General features: G+C 72.7%; 22 protein-coding genes. 10 read left to right on the forward strand and 12 right to left on the reverse strand.

Translation table 11 applies throughout. The features are described 5' to 3' along the window. Window positions 1-270: 270 nt before the first annotated feature. Complete coding sequence (locus ACZ501_RS26075) at window positions 271-1,074, forward strand: IclR family transcriptional regulator (protein WP_361610170.1); 804 nt, start codon at window positions 271-273, stop codon at window positions 1,072-1,074. 103 nt (window positions 1,075-1,177) lie between these two features. On the opposite strand, the gene ACZ501_RS26080 is transcribed toward ACZ501_RS26075, so the two are convergent. Further along, a complete protein-coding gene (locus ACZ501_RS26080) occupies window positions 1,178-1,891 on the reverse strand; it encodes an ABC transporter ATP-binding protein (protein WP_361610172.1) in 714 nt (237 codons plus the stop codon). Beyond that, on the reverse strand, window positions 1,888-2,976 hold the full coding sequence (locus ACZ501_RS26085; protein ID WP_468798706.1) for an ABC transporter permease: 1,089 nt from the start codon (window positions 2,974-2,976) through the stop codon (window positions 1,888-1,890). The genes ACZ501_RS26080 and ACZ501_RS26085 overlap by 4 nt, the downstream gene beginning before the upstream one ends. A gap of 134 nt (window positions 2,977-3,110) precedes the next feature. On the opposite strand from ACZ501_RS26085, the gene ACZ501_RS26090 reads away from it, so the two are divergent. Together ACZ501_RS26090 and ACZ501_RS26095 are read left to right on the forward strand one after the other, a co-directional pair. Further along, window positions 3,111-4,328 (forward strand): sensor histidine kinase, encoded by a 1,218-nt coding sequence (locus ACZ501_RS26090; RefSeq protein WP_468798532.1) that lies wholly within the window; start codon window positions 3,111-3,113, stop codon window positions 4,326-4,328. Then, window positions 4,325-4,954 carry a response regulator gene (locus ACZ501_RS26095; RefSeq protein ID WP_468798535.1) on the forward strand — a complete coding sequence of 210 codons (630 nt, stop codon included), beginning with the start codon at window positions 4,325-4,327 and terminating at the stop codon, window positions 4,952-4,954. Before ACZ501_RS26090 ends, ACZ501_RS26095 begins: the two co-directional genes overlap by 4 nt. A gap of 38 nt (window positions 4,955-4,992) precedes the next feature. Here ACZ501_RS26095 and yczR read toward each other — a convergent pair whose 3' ends face one another. Then, a complete protein-coding gene (gene yczR, locus ACZ501_RS26100) occupies window positions 4,993-6,480 on the reverse strand; it encodes a MocR-like transcription factor YczR (protein ID WP_361610470.1) in 1,488 nt (495 codons plus the stop codon). 89 nt (window positions 6,481-6,569) lie between these two features. Here yczR and ACZ501_RS26105 point away from each other — a divergent pair, with 89 nt between their 5' ends. The 4 genes from ACZ501_RS26105 (at window position 6,570) to ACZ501_RS26120 (ending at window position 10,794) form a co-directional block, all read left to right on the forward strand. Continuing rightward, entirely contained in the window at window positions 6,570-6,794 is a 225-nt protein-coding gene (locus ACZ501_RS26105) for a hypothetical protein (RefSeq protein WP_468798538.1), read from the forward strand. Next, window positions 6,743-7,396 carry a nucleotidyltransferase family protein gene (locus ACZ501_RS26110; RefSeq protein ID WP_468798541.1) on the forward strand — a complete coding sequence of 218 codons (654 nt, stop codon included), beginning with the start codon at window positions 6,743-6,745 and terminating at the stop codon, window positions 7,394-7,396. Before ACZ501_RS26105 ends, ACZ501_RS26110 begins: the two co-directional genes overlap by 52 nt. A 251-nt stretch (window positions 7,397-7,647) precedes the next feature. Then, window positions 7,648-9,267: a malate synthase A gene (gene aceB / locus ACZ501_RS26115; protein WP_362466225.1), complete on the forward strand. Its 1,620-nt coding sequence runs from the start codon at window positions 7,648-7,650 to the stop codon at window positions 9,265-9,267. Between the two features lie 336 nt (window positions 9,268-9,603). Continuing rightward, the gene (locus tag ACZ501_RS26120; RefSeq protein WP_468798544.1) at window positions 9,604-10,794 is read left to right on the forward strand and encodes a GDSL-type esterase/lipase family protein; all 1,191 of its coding nucleotides are present in this window, start codon (window positions 9,604-9,606) and stop codon (window positions 10,792-10,794) included. Window positions 10,795-10,910: 116 nt separating this feature from the next. Here ACZ501_RS26120 and ACZ501_RS26125 read toward each other — a convergent pair whose 3' ends face one another. Further along, a complete protein-coding gene (locus tag ACZ501_RS26125) occupies window positions 10,911-11,984 on the reverse strand; it encodes a saccharopine dehydrogenase (protein ID WP_361608012.1) in 1,074 nt (357 codons plus the stop codon). A gap of 140 nt (window positions 11,985-12,124) precedes the next feature. Further along, the gene (locus ACZ501_RS26130; protein ID WP_468798547.1) at window positions 12,125-14,149 is read right to left on the reverse strand and encodes an ATP-binding protein; all 2,025 of its coding nucleotides are present in this window, start codon (window positions 14,147-14,149) and stop codon (window positions 12,125-12,127) included. Window positions 14,150-14,279: 130 nt separating this feature from the next. On the opposite strand from ACZ501_RS26130, the gene ACZ501_RS26135 reads away from it, so the two are divergent. Continuing rightward, window positions 14,280-15,359 carry an Lrp/AsnC family transcriptional regulator gene (locus tag ACZ501_RS26135; protein WP_362466476.1) on the forward strand — a complete coding sequence of 360 codons (1,080 nt, stop codon included), beginning with the start codon at window positions 14,280-14,282 and terminating at the stop codon, window positions 15,357-15,359. A 161-nt stretch (window positions 15,360-15,520) separates the two neighbouring features. On the opposite strand, the gene ACZ501_RS26140 is transcribed toward ACZ501_RS26135, so the two are convergent. The 7 genes from ACZ501_RS26140 to ACZ501_RS26170 all read right to left on the reverse strand — a co-directional run bounded on the left by ACZ501_RS26140 (window position 15,521) and on the right by ACZ501_RS26170 (window position 21,541). After that, window positions 15,521-16,915: a nucleobase:cation symporter-2 family protein gene (locus tag ACZ501_RS26140; protein WP_468798550.1), complete on the reverse strand. Its 1,395-nt coding sequence runs from the start codon at window positions 16,913-16,915 to the stop codon at window positions 15,521-15,523. Window positions 16,916-17,315: 400 nt separating this feature from the next. Continuing rightward, the gene (locus ACZ501_RS26145) at window positions 17,316-18,719 is read right to left on the reverse strand and encodes an 8-oxoguanine deaminase (protein ID WP_361609204.1); all 1,404 of its coding nucleotides are present in this window, start codon (window positions 18,717-18,719) and stop codon (window positions 17,316-17,318) included. A 189-nt stretch (window positions 18,720-18,908) separates the two neighbouring features. After that, window positions 18,909-19,832 carry a factor-independent urate hydroxylase gene (pucL, locus tag ACZ501_RS26150; protein WP_361609206.1) on the reverse strand — a complete coding sequence of 308 codons (924 nt, stop codon included), beginning with the start codon at window positions 19,830-19,832 and terminating at the stop codon, window positions 18,909-18,911. A gap of 1 nt (window position 19,833) precedes the next feature. Next, window positions 19,834-20,223: a hydroxyisourate hydrolase gene (gene uraH, locus ACZ501_RS26155; RefSeq protein ID WP_007267387.1), complete on the reverse strand. Its 390-nt coding sequence runs from the start codon at window positions 20,221-20,223 to the stop codon at window positions 19,834-19,836. A gap of 2 nt (window positions 20,224-20,225) precedes the next feature. After that, window positions 20,226-20,741 carry a 2-oxo-4-hydroxy-4-carboxy-5-ureidoimidazoline decarboxylase gene (gene uraD / locus ACZ501_RS26160; RefSeq protein WP_468798553.1) on the reverse strand — a complete coding sequence of 172 codons (516 nt, stop codon included), beginning with the start codon at window positions 20,739-20,741 and terminating at the stop codon, window positions 20,226-20,228. Window positions 20,742-20,888: 147 nt separating this feature from the next. Continuing rightward, window positions 20,889-21,293, reverse strand: a complete 405-nt coding sequence (locus ACZ501_RS26165; protein WP_361609210.1) for a helix-turn-helix domain-containing protein — start codon at window positions 21,291-21,293, stop codon at window positions 20,889-20,891. Beyond that, window positions 21,290-21,541 carry a thiamine-binding protein gene (locus tag ACZ501_RS26170; RefSeq protein ID WP_361609212.1) on the reverse strand — a complete coding sequence of 84 codons (252 nt, stop codon included), beginning with the start codon at window positions 21,539-21,541 and terminating at the stop codon, window positions 21,290-21,292. The genes ACZ501_RS26165 and ACZ501_RS26170 overlap by 4 nt, the downstream gene beginning before the upstream one ends. A 125-nt stretch (window positions 21,542-21,666) precedes the next feature. Here ACZ501_RS26170 and ACZ501_RS26175 point away from each other — a divergent pair, with 125 nt between their 5' ends. Next, window positions 21,667-22,500 carry a TIM barrel protein gene (locus ACZ501_RS26175; RefSeq protein WP_361609214.1) on the forward strand — a complete coding sequence of 278 codons (834 nt, stop codon included), beginning with the start codon at window positions 21,667-21,669 and terminating at the stop codon, window positions 22,498-22,500. A 75-nt stretch (window positions 22,501-22,575) separates the two neighbouring features. After that, window positions 22,576-23,466 (forward strand): 2-hydroxy-3-oxopropionate reductase, encoded by an 891-nt coding sequence (locus ACZ501_RS26180; RefSeq protein WP_361609216.1) that lies wholly within the window; start codon window positions 22,576-22,578, stop codon window positions 23,464-23,466. Window positions 23,467-23,680: the final 214 nt, after the last annotated feature.

Here is a 23,680-nt window from a genome sequence, read left to right on the forward strand (position 1 = left end):
TTCACTCCGATCCGGGGCCAGTCAAGAGCGCCCGGAGGGACTGTCGGCACGTTCGCGCCCCAATTGGATGTTTCCACAGGATGGAATTAGGATTTCGCTATCCAGAATGTAGCTACCACCACCGGTAGCGGGCGGGTAACTTTCCGAGGACGTCCACCACCCGGACAAACCACCTCTGACCGGCGAGGACGGCGAGGCCCCGGCTCTAGGGCCGACGCCGACCGACCGGTAGGCTGCTTCCTTGCCTGCCAGCACCGAAAGGACCGCGCCGTGCCGACGTCCAGCGCCAGCACCACCGACGCTTCCGCCAAGCCCACCGCCGGCGGCGGTGGCGTCCAGTCCCTCGAGCGCGCCTTCGATCTGCTCGAACGCATGGCCGATGCCGGTGGTGAGGTCGGACTCAGCGAACTCTCGGCCGCCAGCGGCCTGCCGCTGCCGACCATCCACCGCCTGATGCGCACCCTCGTCGCGTGCGGGTACGTCCGCCAGCAGCCCAACCGACGTTACTCCCTCGGGCCCCGGCTCATCCGCCTCGGCGAGTCCGCGTCGCGGCTGCTGGGCACCTGGGCCCGCCCCTACCTGGCCCGCCTCGTCGAGGAGACCGGGGAGACGGCGAACATGGCCCTGCTCGACGGCGACGAGATCGTCTACGTCGCCCAGGTGCCGTCCAAGCACTCCATGCGCATGTTCACGGAGGTCGGCCGCCGGGTGCTGCCGCACTCCACCGGCGTGGGCAAGGCGCTGCTCGCCCACACCCCCGCCGACGAGGTCCGCGCCCTCCTGGCGCGCACCGGCATGCCCGCCGCGACCGAGAAGACCATCACCACGCCCGAGGGGTTCCTGGACGCCCTTGAGCAGGTCCGCAAGGTGGGCTACGCGGTCGACGACAACGAGCAGGAGATAGGAGTCCGCTGCCTCGCCGTGTCGGTGCCCGACTCGCCGACCGCCGCCGCGATCTCCATCTCCGGCCCGGCCGGCCGGGTGACCCAGGCGGTCGCCGAGTCCTTCGTGCCGATCCTCCAGGGCGTGGCCGCCGAGCTGTCGGTCGCGCTGCAGAGCCAGAGCCCGGCGTAGGCCCCTAAGGCGCGCACGCGCGTACGAGAGCCCCGGCGCCCCTCCCCCTGTGGGGGCGCCGGGGCTCTCGCGTGTGCGGGCCCGCGGACGCGCGTACGCGCGCTCAGGCCGCCGGGACGGACGCGGAGGAGGGTTCGGCGGGCCGCGGCCCGGAGGTGAGGCGGCCGTCGGCCATGGTCGCCGTACGGTCCACCCGGTCCAGGTGGGCACGGTCGTGAGTGACCAGCACCGTGGCCGTGGAGCGCTCGCGGGTGAGGGTGACCAGCAGGTCGAGGACCGCCGCGCCCCGCTCGTGGTCGAGGGCGCTGGTGGGCTCGTCGACCAGCAGCACGGCCGGCTCGTTCATCAGGGCCCGGGCGATGTTGACGCGCTGGCGCTGGCCGCCCGACAGCTGGTGCGGGCGCTTGTCGGCCTTGTCGGCCAGGCCCACCGCTGCCAGCAGTTCCAGGGCGCGGCGGCGCGACTGCCGGGAGGGGCGGCCCGAGAGGTGCGCCATGACCTGGAGCTGCTCGGCGGCGGTCAGCGAGGCCGGCAGGTTCGGCTGCTGGAAGACGATGCCGAGCTCCTCCCGGCGCAGGGCCGACTTCTCGGCGGGGCCCAGCCGGGTGGTGTCCCGGCCGGCGACCACCACCCGGCCGGAGTCCGGGGTGACCAGGGTGGCCGCCACCGCCAGCAGGCTGGACTTCCCCGACCCGGAGGGCCCGACGATCGCGGTCAGGGAGCCCGCGGGCACCTCCAGCGACACCGCGTCCAGCGCGGTGAGGCGGCCGTCCCCGTCGGGATAGGTGAGGGTGACGTCGTGGACGAGCAGGGTCATCGGGCGCTCCCGAGGGCGGTCAGCGGGTCGACGGCGGTGATCCGCCGGATGGACAGGGCCGCGCCCAGCACCCCGAGGACGATCATGATCGCGGCGGGGACGAGCACGGTGGCGGCGTCGAGGACGAAGGGCACGTCGCCGCCGCTGATGAGGGCTCCGGCGCCGGCCGCGAGTGCGGTCCCGGCCCCGGCGCCGATGGCCAGCATCACGACGGCCTGGCCGAGGGCGTCCTTCAGCAGGTACGGGGTGGAGGCCCCCAGGGCCTTCAGCACCGCGATGTCACCGCTGCGCTGGATCGTCCAGACCGTGAAGAACGCCCCTATGACCAGGGCGGAGATGGCGAAGAGGAAGCCGCGCATCAGCTGGAGCGAGCCGTTCTCGGCCTGGTAGGACCCTATGGCGCCCAGGGCCTCGTCCACGGTCCGGGTCCGCGTGCCCGCAGCGCGGTCGCCGGCGGCCCAGTCCGCGTCCCCGGAGCCGTCCAGGGCGATGACGGTGGCGACGGTGTCCGCGGCCGTGCCGGGATTGCCGACGCGCTGCCAGTCGGCCAGCTCCATCCAGACGACGGGGGTGTGGCTGTAGGCGGCCGTGCCCGAGACGGCGGCGACGGTCGTCTCCAGCGGACCGATCCTGACCTTGGCCCCGGCGGTGAGGCCGCCCAGCTCCCGCGCCGCCTTCTCGGTGAGGACGACCCTCCCCCGGGCGAGGCCCGCCCCGGCGGGTGCGAGCCGGCCGGCCGCCTCGACGCCGAAGACGGAGACGGCGGCGGTGCGCTGCCCCGAGACGGCGTTGGTGGTGCGGATGCCGAGCGGCTGGGCCAGCACGACCCCGGGCCGCTCGCGCCAGGCCCGCCACGCGCGCTCCGGCAGCTGGGACTGGGTGAAGGAGACCTCCTGGTCCCCGGCGGGCGCCGCGAAGGCCAGCCGTGAGGCGGGCAGCCCGGTGACGGCCGAGACGTTCTCCCGGGCCAGTCCGGAGGTGAGCCCGGACAACAGGCCGACCAGCAGCGTGATCAGTAGGACGACCGAGCCCATGAGGGCGAAGCGGCCCTTGGCGAACCGTAGATCTCTCCATGCGACGAACATGTCCCCCACCTTGGTCTCGGAGGCGGGCCCGGGGCGTCGCGCCACGGTAGACATCCTGCTGTCGAAGGTGGCACGCGGACATCGAACTTTCGATTGACCGGGGTCCCGGGCGGCCCGCTTACGCTGGTCGGACGATGTCTGCCGCTCCGCCTCCCCGCCCCCGCCCGTCCCGCGCCCTGACCCCCGTCTCGCGCGTGCTGGGGCTGTGCCTGCACGCGCTGCTGTTCGGGCTGCTCGCGCTGGCCGCAGCCCGGGCCGCCGCCGGCCCCGCGCCCCGCGCCGGCTGGGTGTACGGCCTCTGCGCCCTGCTGGCCGCCGTGTACGCGGCGGGCGTACGCGCCCCCGCGGTGCGGCGCTCGGCCCGGGCCGCCGGACTGTGGCTGGCCGGGGTGGGCGCGGTGTGGGCCGCGCTGCTCACCGTCTCCCCCGACGGGCTGTGGATCGCCTTCCCGCTGTACTTCCTGGAGCTGCACCTGCTGCGGCTGCGCTGGGGCGTGGCGGCCGTCGCCGCGACCGCCTGCGCGGCGATCGGCGCCTCCCTCGGACACGGCGGCCTCGCGCACAGCGGCTCCGTCAGCCCGGGCGCCTTCCTCGGGCCGGTGCTGGGCGGGGCGGTGGCCGTCGCCACGGTGCTCGGATACAAGGCGCTGTACCGGGAGAGCGAACGCCGGCGCGAGCTGATCGAGGAGCTCATCGCCACCCGGGCCGAGCTGGCCGCGGCCGAGCGGGGGGCGGGGATCCTCGCCGAACGGGAGCGGCTGGCACGGGAGATCCACGACACCCTGGCGCAGGGCCTGTCCTCCATCCAGCTGCTGCTGCGGGCCGCCGAGCGGACGCTGCCCGAGGACGCGCCGGCCGCCGGACACATCGCCCGGGCCCGGGAGGCCGCGCAGGAGAACCTCGCCGAGGCACGCCGTTTCGTACGGGCCCTGACGCCCCCGGACCTGGAGCACGGTTCGCTGGCCGGAGCGCTGGAGCGGCTGTGCTCGGGGATCCCGGGCCCGCGGGTGCGGTTCTCCGTCAGCGGCACCCTCCGGGTGCTGCCCACCCCGTACGAGGTGGCCCTGCTGCGGATCGCCCAGTCGGCGCTGGCCAACGTGGTGCGGCACGCGCGGGCCGGCCGGGCGGAGATCACCCTGACCTTCATGGACGACTCGGTCACCCTGGACGTGGTCGACGACGGCCGGGGCTTCGTCCCCTCCGGCGCCGCCCCGGGCGAGGGCGGCTTCGGCCTGCCCGCGATGCGCGCGCGGGCCGAGTCGCTGGGCGGGCTGTTCACCGTGGAGTCCGACCCGGGCCAGGGCACCGCCGTGGCCGTCACCCTGCCGCTGCCCGTGGAGGCCCGACCATGACCATCCGGCTCCTGCTCGCCGACGACCACCCCGTGGTCCGGGCCGGACTGCGCGCGGTGCTCGACACCGAGCCGGACTTCGCGGTGGTCGCGGAGGCGGCGACGGCGGAGCGGGCGGTGGAACTGGCCGCCGCCGAAGCGGTGGACGTCGTCCTGATGGACCTCCAGTTCGGGACCGGCATGCACGGCTCGGCGGCCACGGCGGCGATCACGGCCCGCCCGGGCGCGCCCCGGGTGCTGGTCCTGACCACCTACGACACGGACGCCGACATCCTGGCGGCGGTGGAGGCGGGTGCCTCGGGCTACCTGCTGAAGGACGCCCCGCCGGAGGAGCTGGCGGCGGCGGTCCGCACGGCCGCCGCGGGCCAGTCGGCGCTGGCCCCGGCGGTGGCGCTGCGGCTGATGGACCGGATGCGCACTCCGGCGGAGGCGCTGACGAAGCGGGAGCTGGAAGTGCTCCAGCTGGTCGCGGACGGGCTGTCGAACCAGCAGATCTCCAAGCGGCTCTTCCTCAGCCAGGCCACGGTCAAGTCCCACCTGGTGCACGTCTACGCCAAGCTCGGCGTCGACTCGCGCACCTCCGCCGTCGCCGCGGCCGCCACCCGCCGCCTGATCCGGACGCCGTAGGGGCAGCGGCCGCCCGCGCGGGGCGGGCGGCCGTACGGTTACGCCACCCAGTAGGGCCGCTCCACCCCGGGAGCCAGGGGCACGCCGTCGTGGAAGGCCGCCGCGAGACGGCGTACGGCTTCCTCCAGGCGGTCGGCGGGCAGGGTGTACGGGATCCGCAGGCGGTGCTCGAAAGTGCCCGGGTCGACTCCGAAGCGGGCCCCGCGGCCGATGTGCACTCCGGCGGCGGCCGCCCGTTCGGCGAGGGCCGAGCTGACCGGTTCGCCCAGGTCGACCCAGAGGGAGAGCCCGCCCGGCGGCAGCCGCCAGCTCCACTCGGGCGTGTGCCGCTGGAGGGCGGACACCAGGGCCGCCCGCCGGGTGCGCAGCTGGTCGAGGCGCCCGGGCAGGGACCGGTCCAGGCCCTCCATCAGCGGGAGGGCCACCACCTGGTCGAGCACGGAACCGGTCATGTCCGCGGAGACCCGTACGGCGGTCAGCTCGGCGATCAGCTTGGCGGTGGCCCGGACCCAGCCCACCCGGAGGCCGCCCCAGTGCGTCTTGCTGAGGGAGCCGATGGTGATCACGTGGTCGGCGCCGGCCTTCGGGGCGAGCGAGGCCAGCGGTGCGGGGGCCGGCACGTCCAACGCGATGTCGGCGATGGTCTCGTCGGCCACCAGCCAGGTACCGGTGGCCCGGGTCGCCGCGAGCAGCCGCAGCCGCTGTTCCTCCGGCATCAGGGCGCCGGTCGGGTTCTGGAAGTCCGGGATCACGTACGCGAGCCGCGGCACGGTCTGGCGCAGCGTGGACTCGGCGATCTCCATGTCCCAGCCGTCGTCGGAGACGGCGATGGACCCGGTGCGCAGCCGGGCGTGGCGCAGGGCGTCGAGGGCGTTGGCGTACGTGGGGTTCTCGGTGACGACCCGGTCGCCGGGGCGGCACAGCAGGCTGACGACCAGGGCGAAGGCCTGCTGGGCGCCGGCGGTGACCAGGATCTGCTCGGGGCGGGTGGGCAGCCCGCGCCGGGTGAAGCGGTCCGCGACGGCGGCGCGCAGCTCGGGCAGCCCGAAGGGGTGGTAGCCGGGGGTGCGCGCGAGCCCGGGCAGCCGTGGAGCGGCCCAGGCGAGGGCTTCGGCGAGGGCGTCGGCCGGGGCTCCCATCGCGGCGATGGCGAGGTCGATGCCGGGCTCGCCGTCGGCGCTGTAGCCGCCCGCCCCGAGGAGGTTGTGGGCGCCGACGGGGCCGTGCCCGTCGGGGAGTTCGGTCCAGGTGCCGGAGCCGCGCCGGCTGCGGACGTAGCCGGCTTCGCGCAGGAGGTCGTAGGCGCCGGTGACGGTGGCGCGGCTGGCTCCGACGGCCTCGGCGAGCTCGCGCTCGGCGGGCAGCCGGACGTGCAGGGCGATGCGGCCGTCGAGGATCAGGGTGCGCACGGCTTCGGCGAGGGCCCGGTAGCCGGGGCGGGCCAGCACCTCGGGCGGGAGCAGGGCCGCGAGCTGCCGGCTCCCCATCGTCCTGTCCGCCGTATGGACCACTCGCCCGTTTGCCATGCCAACCTCCCCTGATTGGCTCTGCCTGCCAGGCCAATCAGGGTCCAGACTCGCGGTATTGGCCCCCGATTGGCAAGGAGTCCTCCGCCGTGCCGTACGAGTCTCACGATGTGTTCACCGACCGCGACGAGCGGGCCCTGCTGGCCGCAGCCGAGAACCGGATCTGCGAGCCCCTGCGGTTCGGGGCCGCGCTGGCCTCCGTACGGCGGCTGCTGACGGAGCTCCCACCCGTTCGGGGGAAACGGCGGCGAGAATCGCTGTCATGTCAGCAGTCGAACACGTCCCCGAACCCGACCACCGCGCTGCCCCTGTGACCTCCGGCGAGGCCCCGCCCGTGGTCGCCGGCCTGCTCCTGGCCGCCGGCGGCGGCCGCCGGCTCGGCGGGCGACCCAAGGCCCTGCTCCCCTACCGCGGCCGCCCGCTGGTGGAGAACGCCGTCCGCGTGCTGCGCGAGGCCGGCTGCGGCCCCGTGCACGTGGTGCTCGGGGCCTCGGCCGCCGAGGTGCGCGAGCGCGCCGACCTGGCGGGCTGCGTGGTCGTGGACAACCCGGACTGGGCCGAGGGCATGGGCTCCTCCCTGCGGGTGGGCCTCGCCTCCCTGGCCGGTACGGGGGTCGGCGCGGCCCTGGTGTCGCTGGTGGACCAGCCGGGCATCGGGCCGGCGGCGGTGGCCCGGGTGAGGCGGGCGTACCGCTCCCCGGCGAGCCTGGTGGCGGCGGCGTACGACGGGGAGCGCGGGCATCCGGTGCTGTTCGGCGCGGACCACTGGGCGGACATCGCGGCGACCGCGACCGGCGACCAGGGTGCGCGTGTCCACCTGAAGAACCACGCCGCCGACGTCATGCTGGTGGAGTGCGGGGACGTCGCGGCCGCGTACGACATCGACACCCCGCCGGACCTGGCCCGTCTGGACTGAGCGGGGCGTGACCGCGATGGCACTGAGGGCCACCGGCAAGCGGAATCTGTCGACTCAGAGAATCTCGACATCAACAAACCATTGAACTTCCACCATGAGGAAATTACTATCCACTGGTCAGAAGCGCCCTGAACCCCCAGACGGCGCCCGCGACCGTTACCCGGAACTCTCCACACCCGACGGCACTGCGTGCCGTCTCGCGCGAGCATTCCCCGCGGCCGCCAGGCACCGCCGCTGAAGGAGTGACAGATATGTCCGCACCAGCGCCGTCCCCGCTGGCCATCGTCGACGCCGAGCCCCTGCCCCGGCAGGACGAAGTCCTCACCGAAGCGGCCCTCGCCTTCGTGGCCGAGCTCCACCGGCGGTTCGCCCCCCGCCGCGCGGAGCTCCTCGCCCGACGCGGCGAGCGGCGCGCCGAGATCGCCCGCACCTCCACGCTCGACTTCCTCCCGGACACCGCACAGGTCCGCGAGGGCGACTGGAAGGTCGCGCCGGCCCCGGCCGCCCTGAACGACCGCCGTGTGGAGATCACCGGTCCGACCGACCGCAAGATGACCATCAACGCCCTCAACTCGGGCGCCAAGGTCTGGCTCGCCGACTTCGAGGACGCCTCGGCTCCCACCTGGGAGAACGTCGTCCTCGGCCAGCTCAACCTCATCGACGCCTACGAGCGCCGCATCGACTTCACCGACGCGCGCACCGGCAAGGCGTACGCCCTCAAGGCCGCCGACCAGCTCGCGACCGTCGTCATGCGCCCGCGCGGCTGGCACCTGGAGGAGCGCCACCTCCGCTTCGAGGGCGGCCCGGCCTCCGGCTCCCTCGTGGACTTCGGCCTCTACTTCTTCCACAACGCCCAGCGCCTGATCGACCTCGGCAAGGGCCCGTACTTCTACCTCCCGAAGACGGAGTCGCACCTGGAGGCGCGCCTCTGGAACGACATCTTCGTCTTCGCCCAGGACTACGTCGGCATCCCGCAGGGAACGGTCCGCGCGACCGTCCTCATCGAGACCATCACCGCGGCCTACGAGATGGAAGAGATCCTCTTCGAGCTCAAGGACCACGCGGCCGGGCTGAACGCGGGCCGCTGGGACTACCTGTTCTCCATCGTCAAGAACTTCCGTGACGGCGGCGAGAAGTTCGTCCTGCCGGACCGCAACGCGGTGACGATGACGGCCCCCTTCATGCGCGCGTACACCGAACTGCTCGTCCGCACCTGCCACAAGCGCGGCGCGCACGCCATCGGCGGCATGGCGGCCTTCATCCCGTCCCGCAAGGACGCCGAGGCCAACCGGGTCGCGTTCGAGAAGGTCAAGGCCGACAAGGACCGCGAGGCGAACGACGGCTTCGACGGCTCCTGGGTCGCCCACCCCGACCTGGTCCCGATCGCCATGGCCTCCTTCGACGCGGTGCTCGGCGAGAAGCCGAACCAGAAGGACCGCCTCCGCGAGGACGTCTCGGTGGCCCCCGGCGACCTGATCGCGATCGACTCGCTGGACGCCCGGCCCACCTACGAGGGCCTGCGCAACGCGGTCCAGGTCGGCACCCGCTACATCGAGGCCTGGCTGCGCGGCCTGGGCGCCGTCGGCATCTTCGGCCTCATGGAGGACGCCGCCACGGCGGAGATCTCGCGGTCCCAGATCTGGCAGTGGATCAACGCCGGAGTCGTCTTCGAGAACGGCGAGCGCGCCACCGCCGAACTGACCCGCAAGATCGCCGCCGAAGAGCTCGAGGCGATCCGCGCCGAGGTCGGCGACGAGGCCTTCGCGGCCGGGAAGTGGCAGCAGGCCCACGACCTCCTGCTCCAGGTCTCCCTGGACGCCGACTACGCGGACTTCCTCACCCTGCCCGCGTACGACCAGCTGGTCGGCTGACCTCCCACCACCCCCTTCGGCTGAATCGCACAGCAGCCGAGCACCGACTCCGCCCCCGCCGCCCCCGAGGCGCCGGGGGCGGAGCCGTTTCCGCACGGGGCGTGAGCACGTGCGAAGCGGGACGGCGTCGCCCGTCCCTGCCGCCCTGACCTGATCCGGCCTTGACACCCGACCGACCGGTCGGGCGTTACGGCATCGTAATCCGACTGTACCTAGCGGTAACAAGCGGGCGCGTGCCACCTTTCCGATGCCACCGGCGCCGGCGGTACCCCCACTTTCCAAGCCACGCACCGAAGTTGTGCCGACTTCGGCGTGGCCGACCGCAGGAGTTCCGCAGTGATCGGATTCCGAAAGGCCGGCAAGGGCCGGGCCGTCCCACGTCGTGTGCGACGACTGGCCGGCGCCGGATTGGTCCTCCCGCTCGCCGCCGCGCTGCTCGCCGGCGGGGCCGGGACGGCGGTGGCCGGTCCCGGGACGGGGCCCACCGCGGTGGTGTCCATGGGCGACAGCTACATCTCCGGCGAGGCCGGGCGCTGGAAGGGCAACAGCCTGACCAACAGCGGCAGCAGGAACGGCACCGACCGGGCGTGGCTCAGCGGCAGTTCCTACGATCCCGCCAAGGTGTACGGCGCCACCGCGGGCGGCTGCCACCGCTCGGACTCGGCCGAGGTGCTCAGCGCCGGGGCCGTCGCCGAGACGGCGGTGAACCTGGCCTGCTCCGGGGCGACGTCGCAGAACGTCTTCCGCGCCTCCAACGGGGGCGTGGCGTACAAGGGCGAGGCACCGCAGGCCGACCAGCTGGCGGCGGTGGCCGCGAGCCGCAACGTGAAGGTCATCGCGCTGTCCATCGGCGGGAACGACCTCGGCTTCGCCGACATCATCAAGGACTGCGCGTACGACTTCGTCCTGTGGAACTCGTACTGCTACGACGACCAGCAGGCCGGCGTCGACCAGAAGATCGACGCGGTCATGGCCGGCGTCGGCAAGTCGGTCGACGAGATCCGGGCGGTGATGCGCCAGGCCGGGTACGCGGACTCGGCGTACCGCGTCGTGCTGCAGTCCTACCCGTCGCCGATCCCGCGGGGGGCCGAGAACCGGTACACCCAGAGCGACTGGAGCCGCCTCAACACCGGCGGCTGCCCCTTCTGGAACCGGGACTCCGACTGGGCCCGGGACTCCCTGGTCCCGCAGATCGCCAACCGCATCAAGGGCGTCGCGGCGGCCAAGGGCGTGCAGTTCCTGGACCTGCGCGACATGCTCCAGGGCCGTGAGGTGTGCGCGAAGGCCAGCAAGCAGGTCACCTCCGCCGTCCCCGCCTCGGCGGCGACGAGCGAATGGGCGCGCTGGATCGACAACAACGAGACCCAGGGCCTGGTCCAGGAGTCCATGCACCCGAACTACTTCGGGCAGCTGGCCGTCGGCCGCTGCCTCGCCCTGGCCGTGGCCCAGCCCGCGGGCTCGGCCTCCAGCTGCAAGAACACCGCCGGCGGTGACCACACCGGCATGTTCCTGACGGCCGCTCCGTAGAACGGACGAGGACCGCGGGGCGGGCTGCCGTGGACCGGCTCCACGGCAGCCCGCCCCGCGCGTCCGCGTCCCTGCGACCTGATGCTGTGGGAGCCGGACCTGCGCCGTGAGCCCGGCTACGCCGCCCGGTCGTCCGGGCCGGTGAGGCCTGCCAGGGCCGTGGTGAAGGCCGCGCGGCAGCGGAGCCAGTCCGGGTCCGGGGACGGGGCGTGCAGGGCGAGGAGCTTGGGGAGGAGGTCCGCCGAGAAGGCACGGGCCGCCTCGGCCGGGAGGAGGGACGGGAGGTTGTCGATGGCGATCACGTCCAGCGGCGGGGTCCCGCCGAGGAGCCGCCGGGCGGGGACGGTCCAGTCGGTCAGGCGGTCGTAGACGGGGAGCAGGTGCAGCTCCGATCCGGTGTCGCAGGTGATGTCGGCGATCACCGAGAGCCGGCGGGGCGCGGTCTCCAGGTCGGCCGGGGTCAGGAAGGGCGGTACGGGCCGGGTGGTGAGCACCGCGTTGACGAGGATGTCGTGGCCGAGGAGCGCGGCGCGGTCCAGGCTGCGGGTCGCGGCGCGGTCCCAGCGGGTGACCCGGATCCCGGCGGTGGTGAGGGCGTCGCAGGCACCGCGCCCGCTGCGGCCGCCCGCGCCGATGACCAGGGCCCGTAACCCGTCGGGGGCGGCCGCGGCGCGCAGGCGGGCGTCCAGCTCCGGCCGGGGCAGCGGGACCAGCGGAGCCGTGAGGGCGCCGCGGGCGTGCAGCGCGGCCAGGGCCGCGCCCGCGTACCCCGCCCAGTAGCCGAAGGCGGCCAGCCTGCGGCCCTGCGCGTCGGCGAGGTACTCCAGGTCGAGCAGGGTCCCGCCGCCCGCCGCGAACCGGCGCAGCAGCTCGGGGGCCTGCGCCTGGCCCTTGTAGGCGTGCCCGAAGTAGACGTGCCGATGGTGCAAACGCTCGGGTGTCGGCGGGAGTTCCTTCAGGCCGAGGACGTACGCCGGTCCGGGCGCGGCCCGCGACCAGGAGCCGGCGGGCGCGGTGCGGCACCCGACGGCCTCGTACGCGTCGAGCGGGAAGACCCGGTGGCCGGAGTCCTCCACGGTGATCCGTACGCCCTGCCCGACGAGCCGGGCGGCGTCGTCGGGGGTCAGCGGTGCACGCCGTTCGGTGGGGCGGGTCTCGCTGCGCATCCACAGCTGCGGGGTTTCGGACATCGCTGTACCACCTGTCCGGTCAGAGGGGTGGGGCGAGCGCGCTCATGCGATGTCTTTCCGCGTCCTCGACGCGGTACGCCGGTTCGGCGCGGGAACTCCGGGCCCGGGGGCACCACCCGCCCCAGCCGGTGACCCGCGGCTCAGAGTTCCGGCAGGAGCTCCCCCAGTGCGGTCCGGGTGCCTTCGGCGTGCGCCGCCCGGAAAGCCTCCGGAGACATCCGGACGCGCAGGATCCGCTCGGCGCGCGGGGGACGGGCGGCGGGCGGGCGGTCGCGGGAGACCGCGCCGAGCAGCCGCGCGGACTCCTCGTAGTGGCCGAGGCCGGCCTCCAGTTCGGCCAGCAGCTCCGCCGAGAGGGCCTGTCCGAGCCGGTCGCCGAGGGCCAGCTGGATCTCCAGGGCGCGCACCAGCCGGGTGCGGGCCGACGCGGGGCGGCCCGCGCGGCGGTGCACGACGGCGCGGGCGTACCAGGACCAGGCCCGGGCCCACAGGTCGGCGGGGCTCCCCTGCGCGGCGCCCGGCCCGGCCGGCGGTGCGTCGCCCGGCCCCCCGTCCCGCCCGGCGTCCTCCAGGGCCGCGGACGCCGGGCCGGTGTGCGCGAGCGCCATCGCGAGGGCGGCCCGCAGCGGCTCCCGTCCGGGCCCGAACTCCGGCTCCTGCGGAAGTAGTTCGAGGGCGTCACGGTACTCGTCGGCGGCCTCGGCGGGCCGGTCGTTCCACAGGGCCGCAGTGCCCCGGGCGTGCGCGAGGTAGGCCAGGGCCGCGTCCTCCCCCTCCAGTACGGCCGCCTTCCACGCCTCGACGAGCAGCGGAGCAGCGGCTTCCGCCCCGCCGAAGGCGGTCTCCAGCCAGGCCGCGAGCCAGAGCGCGCGAGCCGGCCGCGGCGCCGGGTGCGGGGCGAGGGCCCGCGCCAGGTGCCGGCGCCCCTCCTCGTCCATCCCGCAGGCCGCCCAGAGGAACCACAGCGACACGGCGACCTCCAGCGCCGCCGCCGGGCCGCCCGCGGAGTCCGGGTCCATCGCCAGGCGCAGGTCGGGCAGCTCCCGCAGGGCCAGGGCGCGCGCCTCGGGCTGCGCCCCCGACCGCCACAGCCGGGAGGCCCGCTCGGCGACGGCGCGGCACCGCTCGTGGTGGCGGCGGACGGCCCGCACCGCGTCACCGCCGGGTTCGTGCGCGAGGCGCCGGGCCTCGTGGGCCCGTACGGAGGCGGGCAGCCGGTAGCGGCCCCGCTCCCCCGGCTCGGCGAGCAGGGCGGGGGCGATCCGCCGCAGGGTCGCGGCGGCGGCCTCCGGGCCGAGTGCGCCGAAGCCGCACACCTGCGCGACGGCGGCCTCGTCGAAGGAGCCCGCGAAGACGGAGAGCCGAGCCCACAGCAGGCGCTCCCCGGGCGGGGCCGCCCGGTGGGCGCACAGGACGCCGGCCCCGTCGGCCCGGCCCGCCCCCTGCGCGAAGAAGCCGAGCGGGTCGGCGGTCAGCCGGCGCAGGGCCTCGGCCGGGGCGCACCGGTCGGCGCGTCCGGCCGCCAGCTCCAGCGCGCCGGGGATCCCGTCGAGGGCGCGGCACAGGGCGGCGACGGCGCCGGCGTTGTGGTCGGTGAGGGCGAAGGAGGGGTCGGCTCCGCGCACCCGCTCCACGTAGAGCCGTACGGCGGCGTATCCGGCGACCTCGGCGGCGGAAGGCCCGCCGGCCCGGTCCCGCGGTTCCGGCGGCAGGGCGAGCGGTCCGAGGGTGAGCTGCGCGCCGCCCGCGATCCCGAGAGCCCGCTGCGAAGTGGCCAGAATTCGTACCCCGGGCAGTCGCTCCAGCACGTCCGCCACCAGGGTCCCGGCGCGCTCGCCGAGGTGTTCGCAGCCGTCCAGCACCAGCAGGGCGTGCCGGCCGGCGAGCCGCCGGCCCAGCTCCGGCACCAGCCCGTCCCCGCTCCCGAGGGGCCCGGGCAGGTCGGCCAGGCCGGCCCACAGCACGTCGGCGCCCTGGCTGCGGCCGAGGGCGCGCACCGTCCTCACGGCCAGCCGCGTCTTGCCCATTCCCGCTGGTCCGACCATGCTGACCAGGCGTTCCTCGGCGAGCAGGGCGGTGGCGCGGGCGAGTTCGCGCTCCCGTCCCACGAAGCCGGACGGTTCGGCCGGCACCGTGTGGCGCAGGCCCGGGCCGAGGTCCCGCACGCTCCTCCTCCTCCTGCTCTGGTCGAGGCACGCACCACCGCCTCCTGCCGTGGTCGGGGCCATGAGGAGAGATGATCAGCCGAAAGTAGGGTTGACCGGCCGGGGGCCGGGAGAACCGCCAGGGGAAGGTATGAACTCGGCCATTTCCGCCATCGACGACACCGACCGTGCGCTCGTCCACGCACTCCAGCTTGCTCCGCGCGCGAGCTGGGAGCGCCTGGCACAGGTGCTCGGGGCGCGTCCCGAGACCCTCGCCCGCCGCTGGGAGCGGCTGACCACCGCCGGGGAGGCCTGGGTCTCGGGCATCGGGCTGCGCACGGGCGCCCAGGCGCCCTGCATGGCGTGGGTCGAGGTGACGTGCGCGGCGGGCACGTCACCAGCGGTGGGCGCGGCCCTGACCGGCGATCCCCACACCATGGGCGTGGAGCACACCACGGGCGGCCGCGACCTGCTGGTCTTCGTGGCCGTGCCGAACCTGCACGTGCTGTACCAGTACCTCTCCTTCCGCGTGCAGCGGATTCCGGGGGTGGTCGGCACCCGGTCCTCGATGGTCACGGCGGTGCACTCCTCCCCCGACCGCTGGCGCCTGGACCAGCTGACGCCGGCGCAGGCCGACCTGCTGACCGGGCGCGGACGCCGCAAAGTGGCCGCGACCCCGCCCGCGCCCGTCGCCCCGATGCCCGAGGAGGACCGGCCGCTGGTGCTGGCGCTTGCCTCGGACGCGCGGCGCAGCGTGGCCTCGCTGGCCCGGGAGTCGGGGATGAGCGAGTCGACCGTACGGCGCCGCCTGGGCCGGCTGGAGGCGGGGCAGAGCCTGCGCTACAGCTGCGCACTGGCCTCCGGACTGACCGGCTGGCCGGTGGCGGCGACGGTGTGGGCGGAGGTGCCCGAGCACGAGGTGGCCGACTGCGCGGCGGTCGCCGCGGGGCTGCGCGAGACCCGGACCTGCATGTCCGTCAGCGGCCCGTGGAACTTCATGATCGGCGTCCGGCTGCGCACCATCGAGGAACTGTCCCGCTACACCGCCGACCTGACGCGGCGACTGCCGGGGATGCGCGTCGCCGACACGATGGTGGCCCTGCACGTGCGCAAGTCGGAGGCGCAGGAACTGGACCGGACGGGCCGGCGGGTCCGGACGGTCCGGCCGGACATCTGGCAGGACGCGGCGCCGGCACCCCGGGAGGAGGCCCCGCCGCACGGGTCCGCGTAGGGCGGCGCGTGCCTGCGGCCGCCGGCGCGTGACGGCGCGCCCGCCCGGGCCCGCGTCACGCGGCGGCAGCGCGCGGCGGCGCGTACGCCACGCCCGCAGTGGGTGGCGTACGCGCCGCCGCGCGCGGCGCGGGTCCCGTCCGGCGGGCCGGGCCGCGGGGCTCAGTGGACGAAGGCCGGTTCCGCCGCGGCGTCCGCCGCCGCGGAGTTCCGCTTCACCCCGAGGTGGTTGAAGGCCAGGTTGAGCAGGATGGCCACCACGCAGCCGGTGCTGATGCCGGAGTCGAGGACGACCAGCAGGTCCTTCGGGAAGGCGTGGTAGAACCCGGGCGCGGCGATCGGGATCAGGCCGATGCCCACCGAGGCGGCGACGATCAGGGCGTTCTCGCCCTTCTCCATGGCCGCGCCCGCCAGGGTCTGGATGCCGCTGGCCGCGACCGAGCCGAAGAGGACGACGCCCGCGCCGCCGAGGACGGGCAGCGGGACCACGCCGATCACGGAGGCCGCCATGGGACAGAGGCCGAGCAGGATCAGGATGCCGCCGCCCGCGGCGACGACGAAGCGGCTGCGCACCTTGGTCATCGCGACGAGTCCGATGTTCTGGGCGAAGGCACTGCACATGAAGCCGTTGAACAGCGGGCTGAGCGCGCTGCCGAGGGTGTCGGCGCGCAGTCCGCCCTCGATGGTCTTCGCGTCCGCGGGCCGTCCGACGATCTTGCCGAGGGCGAGGATGTCGGCGGTGGACTCGGTCATGCAGACCAGCATGACGATGCACATCGAGATGATGGCGGCGACCTGGAACTGCGGGGCGCCGAAGTGGAAGGGGGTCGGGAAGCCGACGACGGAGGCGTTCCGCACGGCGTCGAAGCCGGTCATCCCCAGCGGGATGGCGATCAGTGTGCCGGCGACGAGGCCGAGCAGGATGGATATCTGCTGGAGGAAGCCGCGCAGGAACTTGCGCATCACCAGGACGATCGCCAGGGTGAGGGCGGCCATGCCGATGTTCTTCATCGAGCCGTAGTCGGCGGCGGTGCGGTTCCCGCCCTGCGACCAGTTGAACGCCACCGGGAGCAGTGACACGCCGATCAGGGTGATGACGGTGCCGGTGACGACGGGCGGGAAGAAGCGGACGAGCTTGCCGAAGTAGGGGGCGGCGAGGAAGCCGACCAGTCCGGCGACGATGATCGCGCCGAAGATGACGGGGACGGCGTCCGCCCCCTCGCCCTTGCCGATGGCGATCATCGGGGTGACACCGGCGAAGGAAACGCCGTTGACGAAGGGGAGTTTGGCGCCGATCTTCCAGAACCCGAGGGTCTGGAGGAGGGTGGCGAGCCCTGCGGTGAAGAGCGAGGCGCCCATCAGGAAGGCGGTCTCGGTGGCGGAGAGGCCGACCGCCGGTCCGACGATCATGGGCGGGGCGACGACACCCGCGTACATGGCGGCCACGTGCTGGAGGCCGCTGGTGAACATCTTCAGCGGAGGCAAGGTCTCGTCGACCGGGTGCTTCTCCTCCGGTACTACGACTGCATCTTTGCGAAACCTGGGCGTTGGGGCCACGGCTTCCTCCGGTCGGTTAGACACGTCGGCAGGGACGTGGGTGTCATGGAGGTGGTGCGAAAGCGGTGCTAGTCGAGCCTGTATGGAGTTGTGGTGGTGCTGTTTCTGGTCCCAAGGGGTGCGGAATCGATTCGCCCGACATCGGCTCCGCGCAGTGGCTCCGGGCCCGTTCGGGGCTGGGGGTGCCGTGGCAGTGGCACGGGACGTGCGCTGCGGTGGGGTTGTCACGCGTGCCCGCTCCCCGAGGAGCGGGTCACCGTCCCCGGGGGCGCCCTCGGATCTGTCCTCGGGCGCTCCCGGGTGCGGCTGCCGCGGACCCCGCTCGGGTCCGCGGCCGCCGGCCGGGGGCCGTCCCCCCCGGCCGGACTCCTGGGGTTCCCCCCAGCGGTCGCTGGGCGGATCAGCCCTGCGCGGTGATGCGCGCGAGGCGCTGGGCCTCTTCCCGCGTGGACACGGCGATCGCGTCCTCGTCGGCGAAGAGCAGCCGGTTGTTCTCCACGATCTGCTTGCCGTTGACGAACGAGGCCGTCACCGGGGCCGCCGCACCGAAGACCAGCGCGGTGACCGGGTCGGCGATCGAGGAGTGCAGGAAGGTGCTCAGGTTCCACAGCACCAGGTCGGCGCACTTGCCGACCTCGAGCGAGCCGATGTTGTCGGCACGGCCGAGGACCTGGGCGCCGCCGTAGGTGCCGAGTCGCAGCGACTGGCGGGCGTTGAGCGCGGCCTCGCGGTGGACCGGGTTCAGGCGGTTGATCAGCAGCGCGTTGCGCAGCTCGGTGTGCAGCTCACCGGACTCGTTGGAGGCGGTGCCGTCGACGCCGAGGCCGACCGGGACACCCGCCTTCAGCATGTCGGGCACCCGGGCGATGCCGGCGGCCAGCCGGGCGTTGGAGGAGGGGCAGTGCGCCACACCGGTCTTGGTACGGGCGAAGGCGGCGATGTCGGAGTCGTTCATGTGGACGCTGTGCGCCATCCACACGTCCTCGCCGAGCCAGCCGGTCGACTCGAAGTAGTCGGTCGGGCCCATGCCGAAGAGCTCGTGGCAGAACTTCTCCTCCTCGACCGTCTCGCTGCCGTGGGTGTGCATGCGCACACCGAGGCGGCGGGCCAGCTCGGCGCCCTGCTTCAGCAGCTCGGTGGAGACCGAGAAGGGGGAGCACGGGGCGACGGCGACCTGCGTCATCGCGTCGAAGGAGGCGTCGTGGTACTTCTTGACGGTCGCCTCGGTGTCGGCCAGGGCGCCCTCGAGGGTCTCGACGGCGTGGTCCGGGGGCAGGCCGCCGTCCTTCTCGCTGCGGTCCATGGAGCCGCGGGCGAGGGTGAAGCGGACGCCCATCTCGGACGCGGCGCGGATGATCGCGCCGGAGAGGTCGCCGGAGTTCCTGGGGTAGACGTAGTGGTGGTCCATCGCGGTGGTGACACCGCCGCGGGCCATCGCGGCCAGGGAGCCCTGGGCCGCGGAGTACGCCATCTGCTCGTCGATGCGCGCCCACGTCGGGTACAGCGCGACGAGCCAGTTGAAGAGGTTGTGGTCGGTGGCCAGGCCGCGCGTGATCCACTGGTAGAAGTGGTGGTGCGTGTTGACCAGACCGGGAGTCACGAGGTGCCCGGTGCCGTCGATGCGGCGGACGACGTTCTCGAGGTTCTCGGGGGCTTTGCCCGCGCCGATGGACTCGATCTTGTTGCCGGCGATGACGATGTGACCCGAGGCGTACTCGGTGTCGTTCGCGTCGACGGTCGCGATCGCACAGTTCTCGATGACGATGCGCTCTACTGCGCCGTCAAGGGCTGCCGATGCTGCCATGGGACTTCCTCGTGCTTTCAGTGGCGGTGCGGGCACGGCAAAACCCAGGGGATTTGAGTGCCGGAGCCGGGGGCCTTGACAGCTGACAGTACTGCCGCCCCGTGTGTTGCGTCCGGGTGCCGATTCAGGAAGCTGGGGGGTGTCGCGCCCCGGGGCCACTGCGGAGCCCCGGGACGCGCGCGCCGTGCTTTAGAGGTTGGTCATGTCCACGGGGATACGGGCGTCGGCGCCGTCGCGGAGGACCGTCGCCTCGATCAGACCGTACGGGCGGTCCGCGGCGAAGTAGACCTCGTTGTCGTTCTTGAGGCCGAAGGGCTCCAGGTCGACGAGGAAGTGGTGCTTGTTCGGGAGCGAGAAGCGGACCTCGTCGATCTCCGAACGGTGGTTGATGATGCGCGAACCCATCTGGTACAGGGTCTGCTGCAGCGACAGGGAGTAGGTCTCCGCGAAGGCCTGGAGCATGTGCTTCTTGGTCTCGGCGTAGGACTTCTCCCAGTTGGGCATCCGCTGCTCGTCGTCGGTCCAGTTGAAGCGCCAGCGGCCCGACACCTGGGTGGCCAGGATGCGGTCGTACGCCTCCTGCAGGGTCGTGTACTTGTCCTTCACGTAACCCCAGAACTCCGAGTTCGTGGAGTTCATGACGATCAGGTCCTTGAGGCCGGAGACGACCTCCCAGTTCTGGCCGTCGTAGGTGATCTGGGTGACGCGGGTCTCCATGCCCTTGCGGACGAAGGAGTGGTTCACCTCGTCGGAGCCGATGAACTTGGAGTTGGCGTCCGAGGTGGCGATCCGGTCCCAGGCGTACTCCTCGATCCGGATGCGCGCGCGCTGGATCGGCTCCTGGCTGTTCACGAACCAGCGGGCCAGGTGGATGCCGAACTGCTCGGCGGATTCGATGCCGTACTCCTTGGCGAACGCGTACACCGTGTTCTTGGTGGTGTCCGTCGGAAGGACGTTGGCGTTCGAGCCGGAGTAGTGGACGTCGTCCATGTCGCCGGAGAGGGCGACCGAGACGTTCAGGTCCTTGATGTGGTGGGTGTCGCCGTCCCGCGTGATCTTGACGACGCGGTTCTCTGCCTTGCCGTACTGGTTCTGGCCCAGAATCGTGGCCATGCTAGCTCCCTCGGTAAACGGAGTAGCCGAACGGGTTGAGCAGCAGCGGTACGTGGTAGTGCTCGCCCGGGTTCACCGCGAAGGTGATCGTTACCTCGGGGAAGAACGCACCGCTGTCCCTTACGCGGGGGGCGTCCTGCTGCGCCTCGGCTTGCTTCTTCGAAAAGTACGTCTCGGTCTCGAAGTCGAGACGCACGTGTGTGGTGCCCTCCGGCAGGGCCGGCAGGTCCTTGCAGCGCCCGTCGGCGTCGGTGGCGCTGCCGCCCAGGGCCGCCCACTCGCCGTCCAGGCCCGCGCGGGCCGACAGGGAGATGGCGACGCCCTCGGCGGGGCGGCCGATGCTGGTGTCCAGGATGTGGGTGGACACCGACGCGGTGGTCTCGGTGCTCATGGTCACTCTCCTTCTGCGAGTTCGACGAGTCGGGTCAGGCGGATCCGGTTGATCTTCACCAGTTCGCCGCGGGCGATCTCCCGCTCCTGCTCCGGCGAATTGTCGATCCGGACCTTGACCGCGTCCCGCATGAACTCACCGGTCGCACCGGTGGCACAGATGAGGAAGACGTGGCCGAACTTCTCCTGGTACGCCAGGTTCAGTTCGAGGAGCTCGTTCTTGAGCTCCTCCGAGGCACCGGCCATGCCGCGCTGCTCGCGGGCGGAGGTCGGGTCTCCCGGCTTCGGGCGGCCGATCGGCGCGTGGCCTCCCATCGCCTCGCCCAGGTCCTGCGCGGTGAGCTCCGCCATGGCGGTCTCGTTCGCGGCGAAGAGGGCTTCGGCGGTGGCGAAGGGGCGCTGGGCGAGCATCTTGCTCCCCCACGCGGCGCTGGCGCACACCTCGTGCAGCTCGGCCGTGGCCGCGCTGTCGTCCAAGGCGTTGAACCGGGTGAGACCCGGGGTCGGACTCGAAGTCACGGTAGGCCTCCGTGGCCTGTTGTTGCTTTGACGGGCTGCGCATAGCTAACGCCCTCGGCCACACGGCGTCAACACTTTGTTGAAACTTCCCGTACACAAAAGCCGCCGCCCGGGTGAATCGGGCGGCGGCTCGTCACCGGGGGTGAATCAGCCCTCACTCTTGGCTGGCTTGCCGGGCCTCGTCTGGGAGGCGGCGTCCCGGTTCAGGTAGTTGTACACCGTGAAGCGGCTCACCCCGAGGGCGCCCGCGACCGTCTCCACGCCGTGCCGCACGGAGAAGGCGCCCCGCGCCTCCAGTATGCGCACCACGTCCTGCTTGGCCTTCCGGTCGAGCTGTGCCAGCGGTACGCCGTGCCGGCGCTCCAGCGCCGCGAGGATGTGGTCCAGCGAGTCGGACAGCTGGGGCAGGCGCACGGCCAGCAGGTCCTGACCCTCCCAGGCGAGCACGACGTCGTCGGGCTGCGCCAGGGCGGGATCCATCATCTCGCCGCCCATCGCGTCGACCAGCGGCTTGACCGCGGTGACGAAGGGGTGGTCGCGGGGCTCGGTCATGCGGTGTCCTCCCCGATCACATTGACCTGGAGCGAGACACGCGTCGCGCCGGCCTCCAGCGAATCGCGCAGCAGCGCGGCCACGGCGGTCAGCACCCGGTCGGACTCACCTTCCGCGGTGTTGCCGAACGGGCCGACGTCCACCGCGTCCAGCTGGGCCTTCTGGATGATCTCGCGGGCTGCCACGGCATGGGCGGGGGCCTCTTCGAGATCGAAGGGCTCGGTCGTGAACTCAACTCTCAATCGCACGCCGTCAAGCTACCCGGCGGTCGGCAGATTTCGGGAGTCCGCACTTGACAAGTGCGCCGCTCGGCTTGCAGTCTTCCATCAAGCAGAAAATAACTTCCGCAATACGGAAGGAGCGCACACCCCTCATGGGATACTCGGACCAGCGCTTCGATGTGAACCTGTCGATCCTCTTCACGGAACTCCCGCTCCTGGAGCGCCCTGCGGCCGCGGCCGCGGCGGGCTTCACCGCGGTCGAGCTGTGGTGGCCCTGGATCGAGACCCCCACCCCCGCTCAGGAGGAGCTCGACGCCCTCAAGAAAGCCCTTGAGGACGCCGGCACCCAGCTGGTGGGCCTGAACTTCTACGCCGGCCGGCTGCCGGGCCCGGACCGCGGCGCGGTATCGGTCCCCGGTGAGGAGTCGGACCGCTTCAACGCCAACATCAACGTGGCGGCGGACTTCGCCGCCTCGGTGGGCTGCAAGGCGCTCAACGCCCTGTACGGCAACCGCGTCGAAGGCGTGGACCCGGCCGTCCAGGACGAGCTGGCCCTGAAGAACCTGGTCGTCGCGGCACAGGCCGCCGACCGCGTGGGTGCGATCCTCCTGATCGAGACCCTCAACAAGCCCGAGTCGCCGCTCTACCCCCTGGTGAGCGCCCCGTCCGCGATCGAGGTCGTGGACAAGGTGAACGAGGCGACCGGTCTGGGGAACGCCAAGTTCCTGCTCGACCTGTACCACCTGGCGATGAACGATGAGGACCTCTCCGAGGTCATCGAAAAGTACGCCGCCAAGACCGGCCACGTCCAGATCGCGGACAAGCCGGGCCGGGGTGCCCCGGGCACGGGTGAGCTGCCCCTCGAGGACCTCCTCGACCAGCTCAAGAAGGCCGGCTACCAGGGCTTTGTCGGCCTGGAGTACAAGGCCGCCGACGCCGCCGCCTCCTTCGAGTGGCTGCCGGCCGAGGCCCGCGCCGCCAAGTAAGAGGACAAAGTCCGGGCGAACGCCCAGGCACCTGTCGCACTTTTCGTACCAATGCATTAAGAGAAGGACCTCATCATGAGCAACCTCCCCAAGATTGCGTGGATCGGCCTCGGCATCATGGGCTCCCCCATGTCCGAGAACCTGCTGAAGGCCGGCTACTCGGTCACCGGCTTCACCCTGGAGCAGGACAAGCTGGAGCGCCTGGCCGCCGCCGGCGGCGCCGCCGCGGGCTCGATCGCCGAGGCCGTCAAGGACGCCGACGTGATCATCACGATGGTGCCCGCCTCCCCGCAGGTCGAGGCGATCAACTACGGCCCCGAGGGCATCCTCGAGAACGCCAAGTCCGGCGCGCTGATCATCGACATGTCGTCGATCACCCCGCAGACCTCGGTCGACCTCGCCAAGAACGCCGCCGAGAAGGGCATCCGCGTCATCGACGCCCCGGTGTCCGGCGGCGAGGCCGGCGCGATCGAGGCCGTCCTGTCGATCATGGTGGGTGGCGAGCAGGCCGACTTCGACGCGGCCCTGCCGATCCTTGAGGCCCTCGGCAAGACCATCGTCCTGTGCGGCCCGCACGGCTCCGGCCAGACGGTGAAGGCCGCCAACCAGCTCATCGTCGCGGTGAACATCCAGGCGTGCGCCGAGGCCGTCGTCTTCCTCGAGAAGTCGGGCGTGAACCTCCAGGCCGCCCTGGACGTCCTCAACGGCGGTCTGGCCGGCTCCACGGTCCTGACCCGCAAGAAGGACAACTTCCTGAACCGCGACTTCAAGCCCGGTTTCCGGATCGACCTGCACCACAAGGACATGGGCATCGTCACCGACGCCGCCCGCAACGTCGGTGCGGCCCTGCCGGTCGGCGCGGTCGTCGCCCAGCTGGTCGCCTCGCTGCGCGCCCAGGGTGACGGCGGCCTGGACCACTCCGCCCTGCTGCGCGCGGTCGAGCGCCTCTCCGGCGCCCAGATCTGATCCCCCGCGGCCCGCTGCCCCGGGCCGCCCCTCCCCCACCAGGGGGTCCGAGTTTCCGGATGGTGCCGGTGCTGACACCTGTCCTGTCGCGCCCAAGCGCCGGCACCGTCCGGATCACCTCTTTTATTGTTTTCAACAAACTGTTGACGTCGCGTTCACGCCGAATTTAGGCTGTTCCGCATGACGGAAGACGATTTCCGTCAGCAGTTTCCCG

Source organism: Streptomyces sp. NPDC034085 (genome assembly GCF_055575555.1).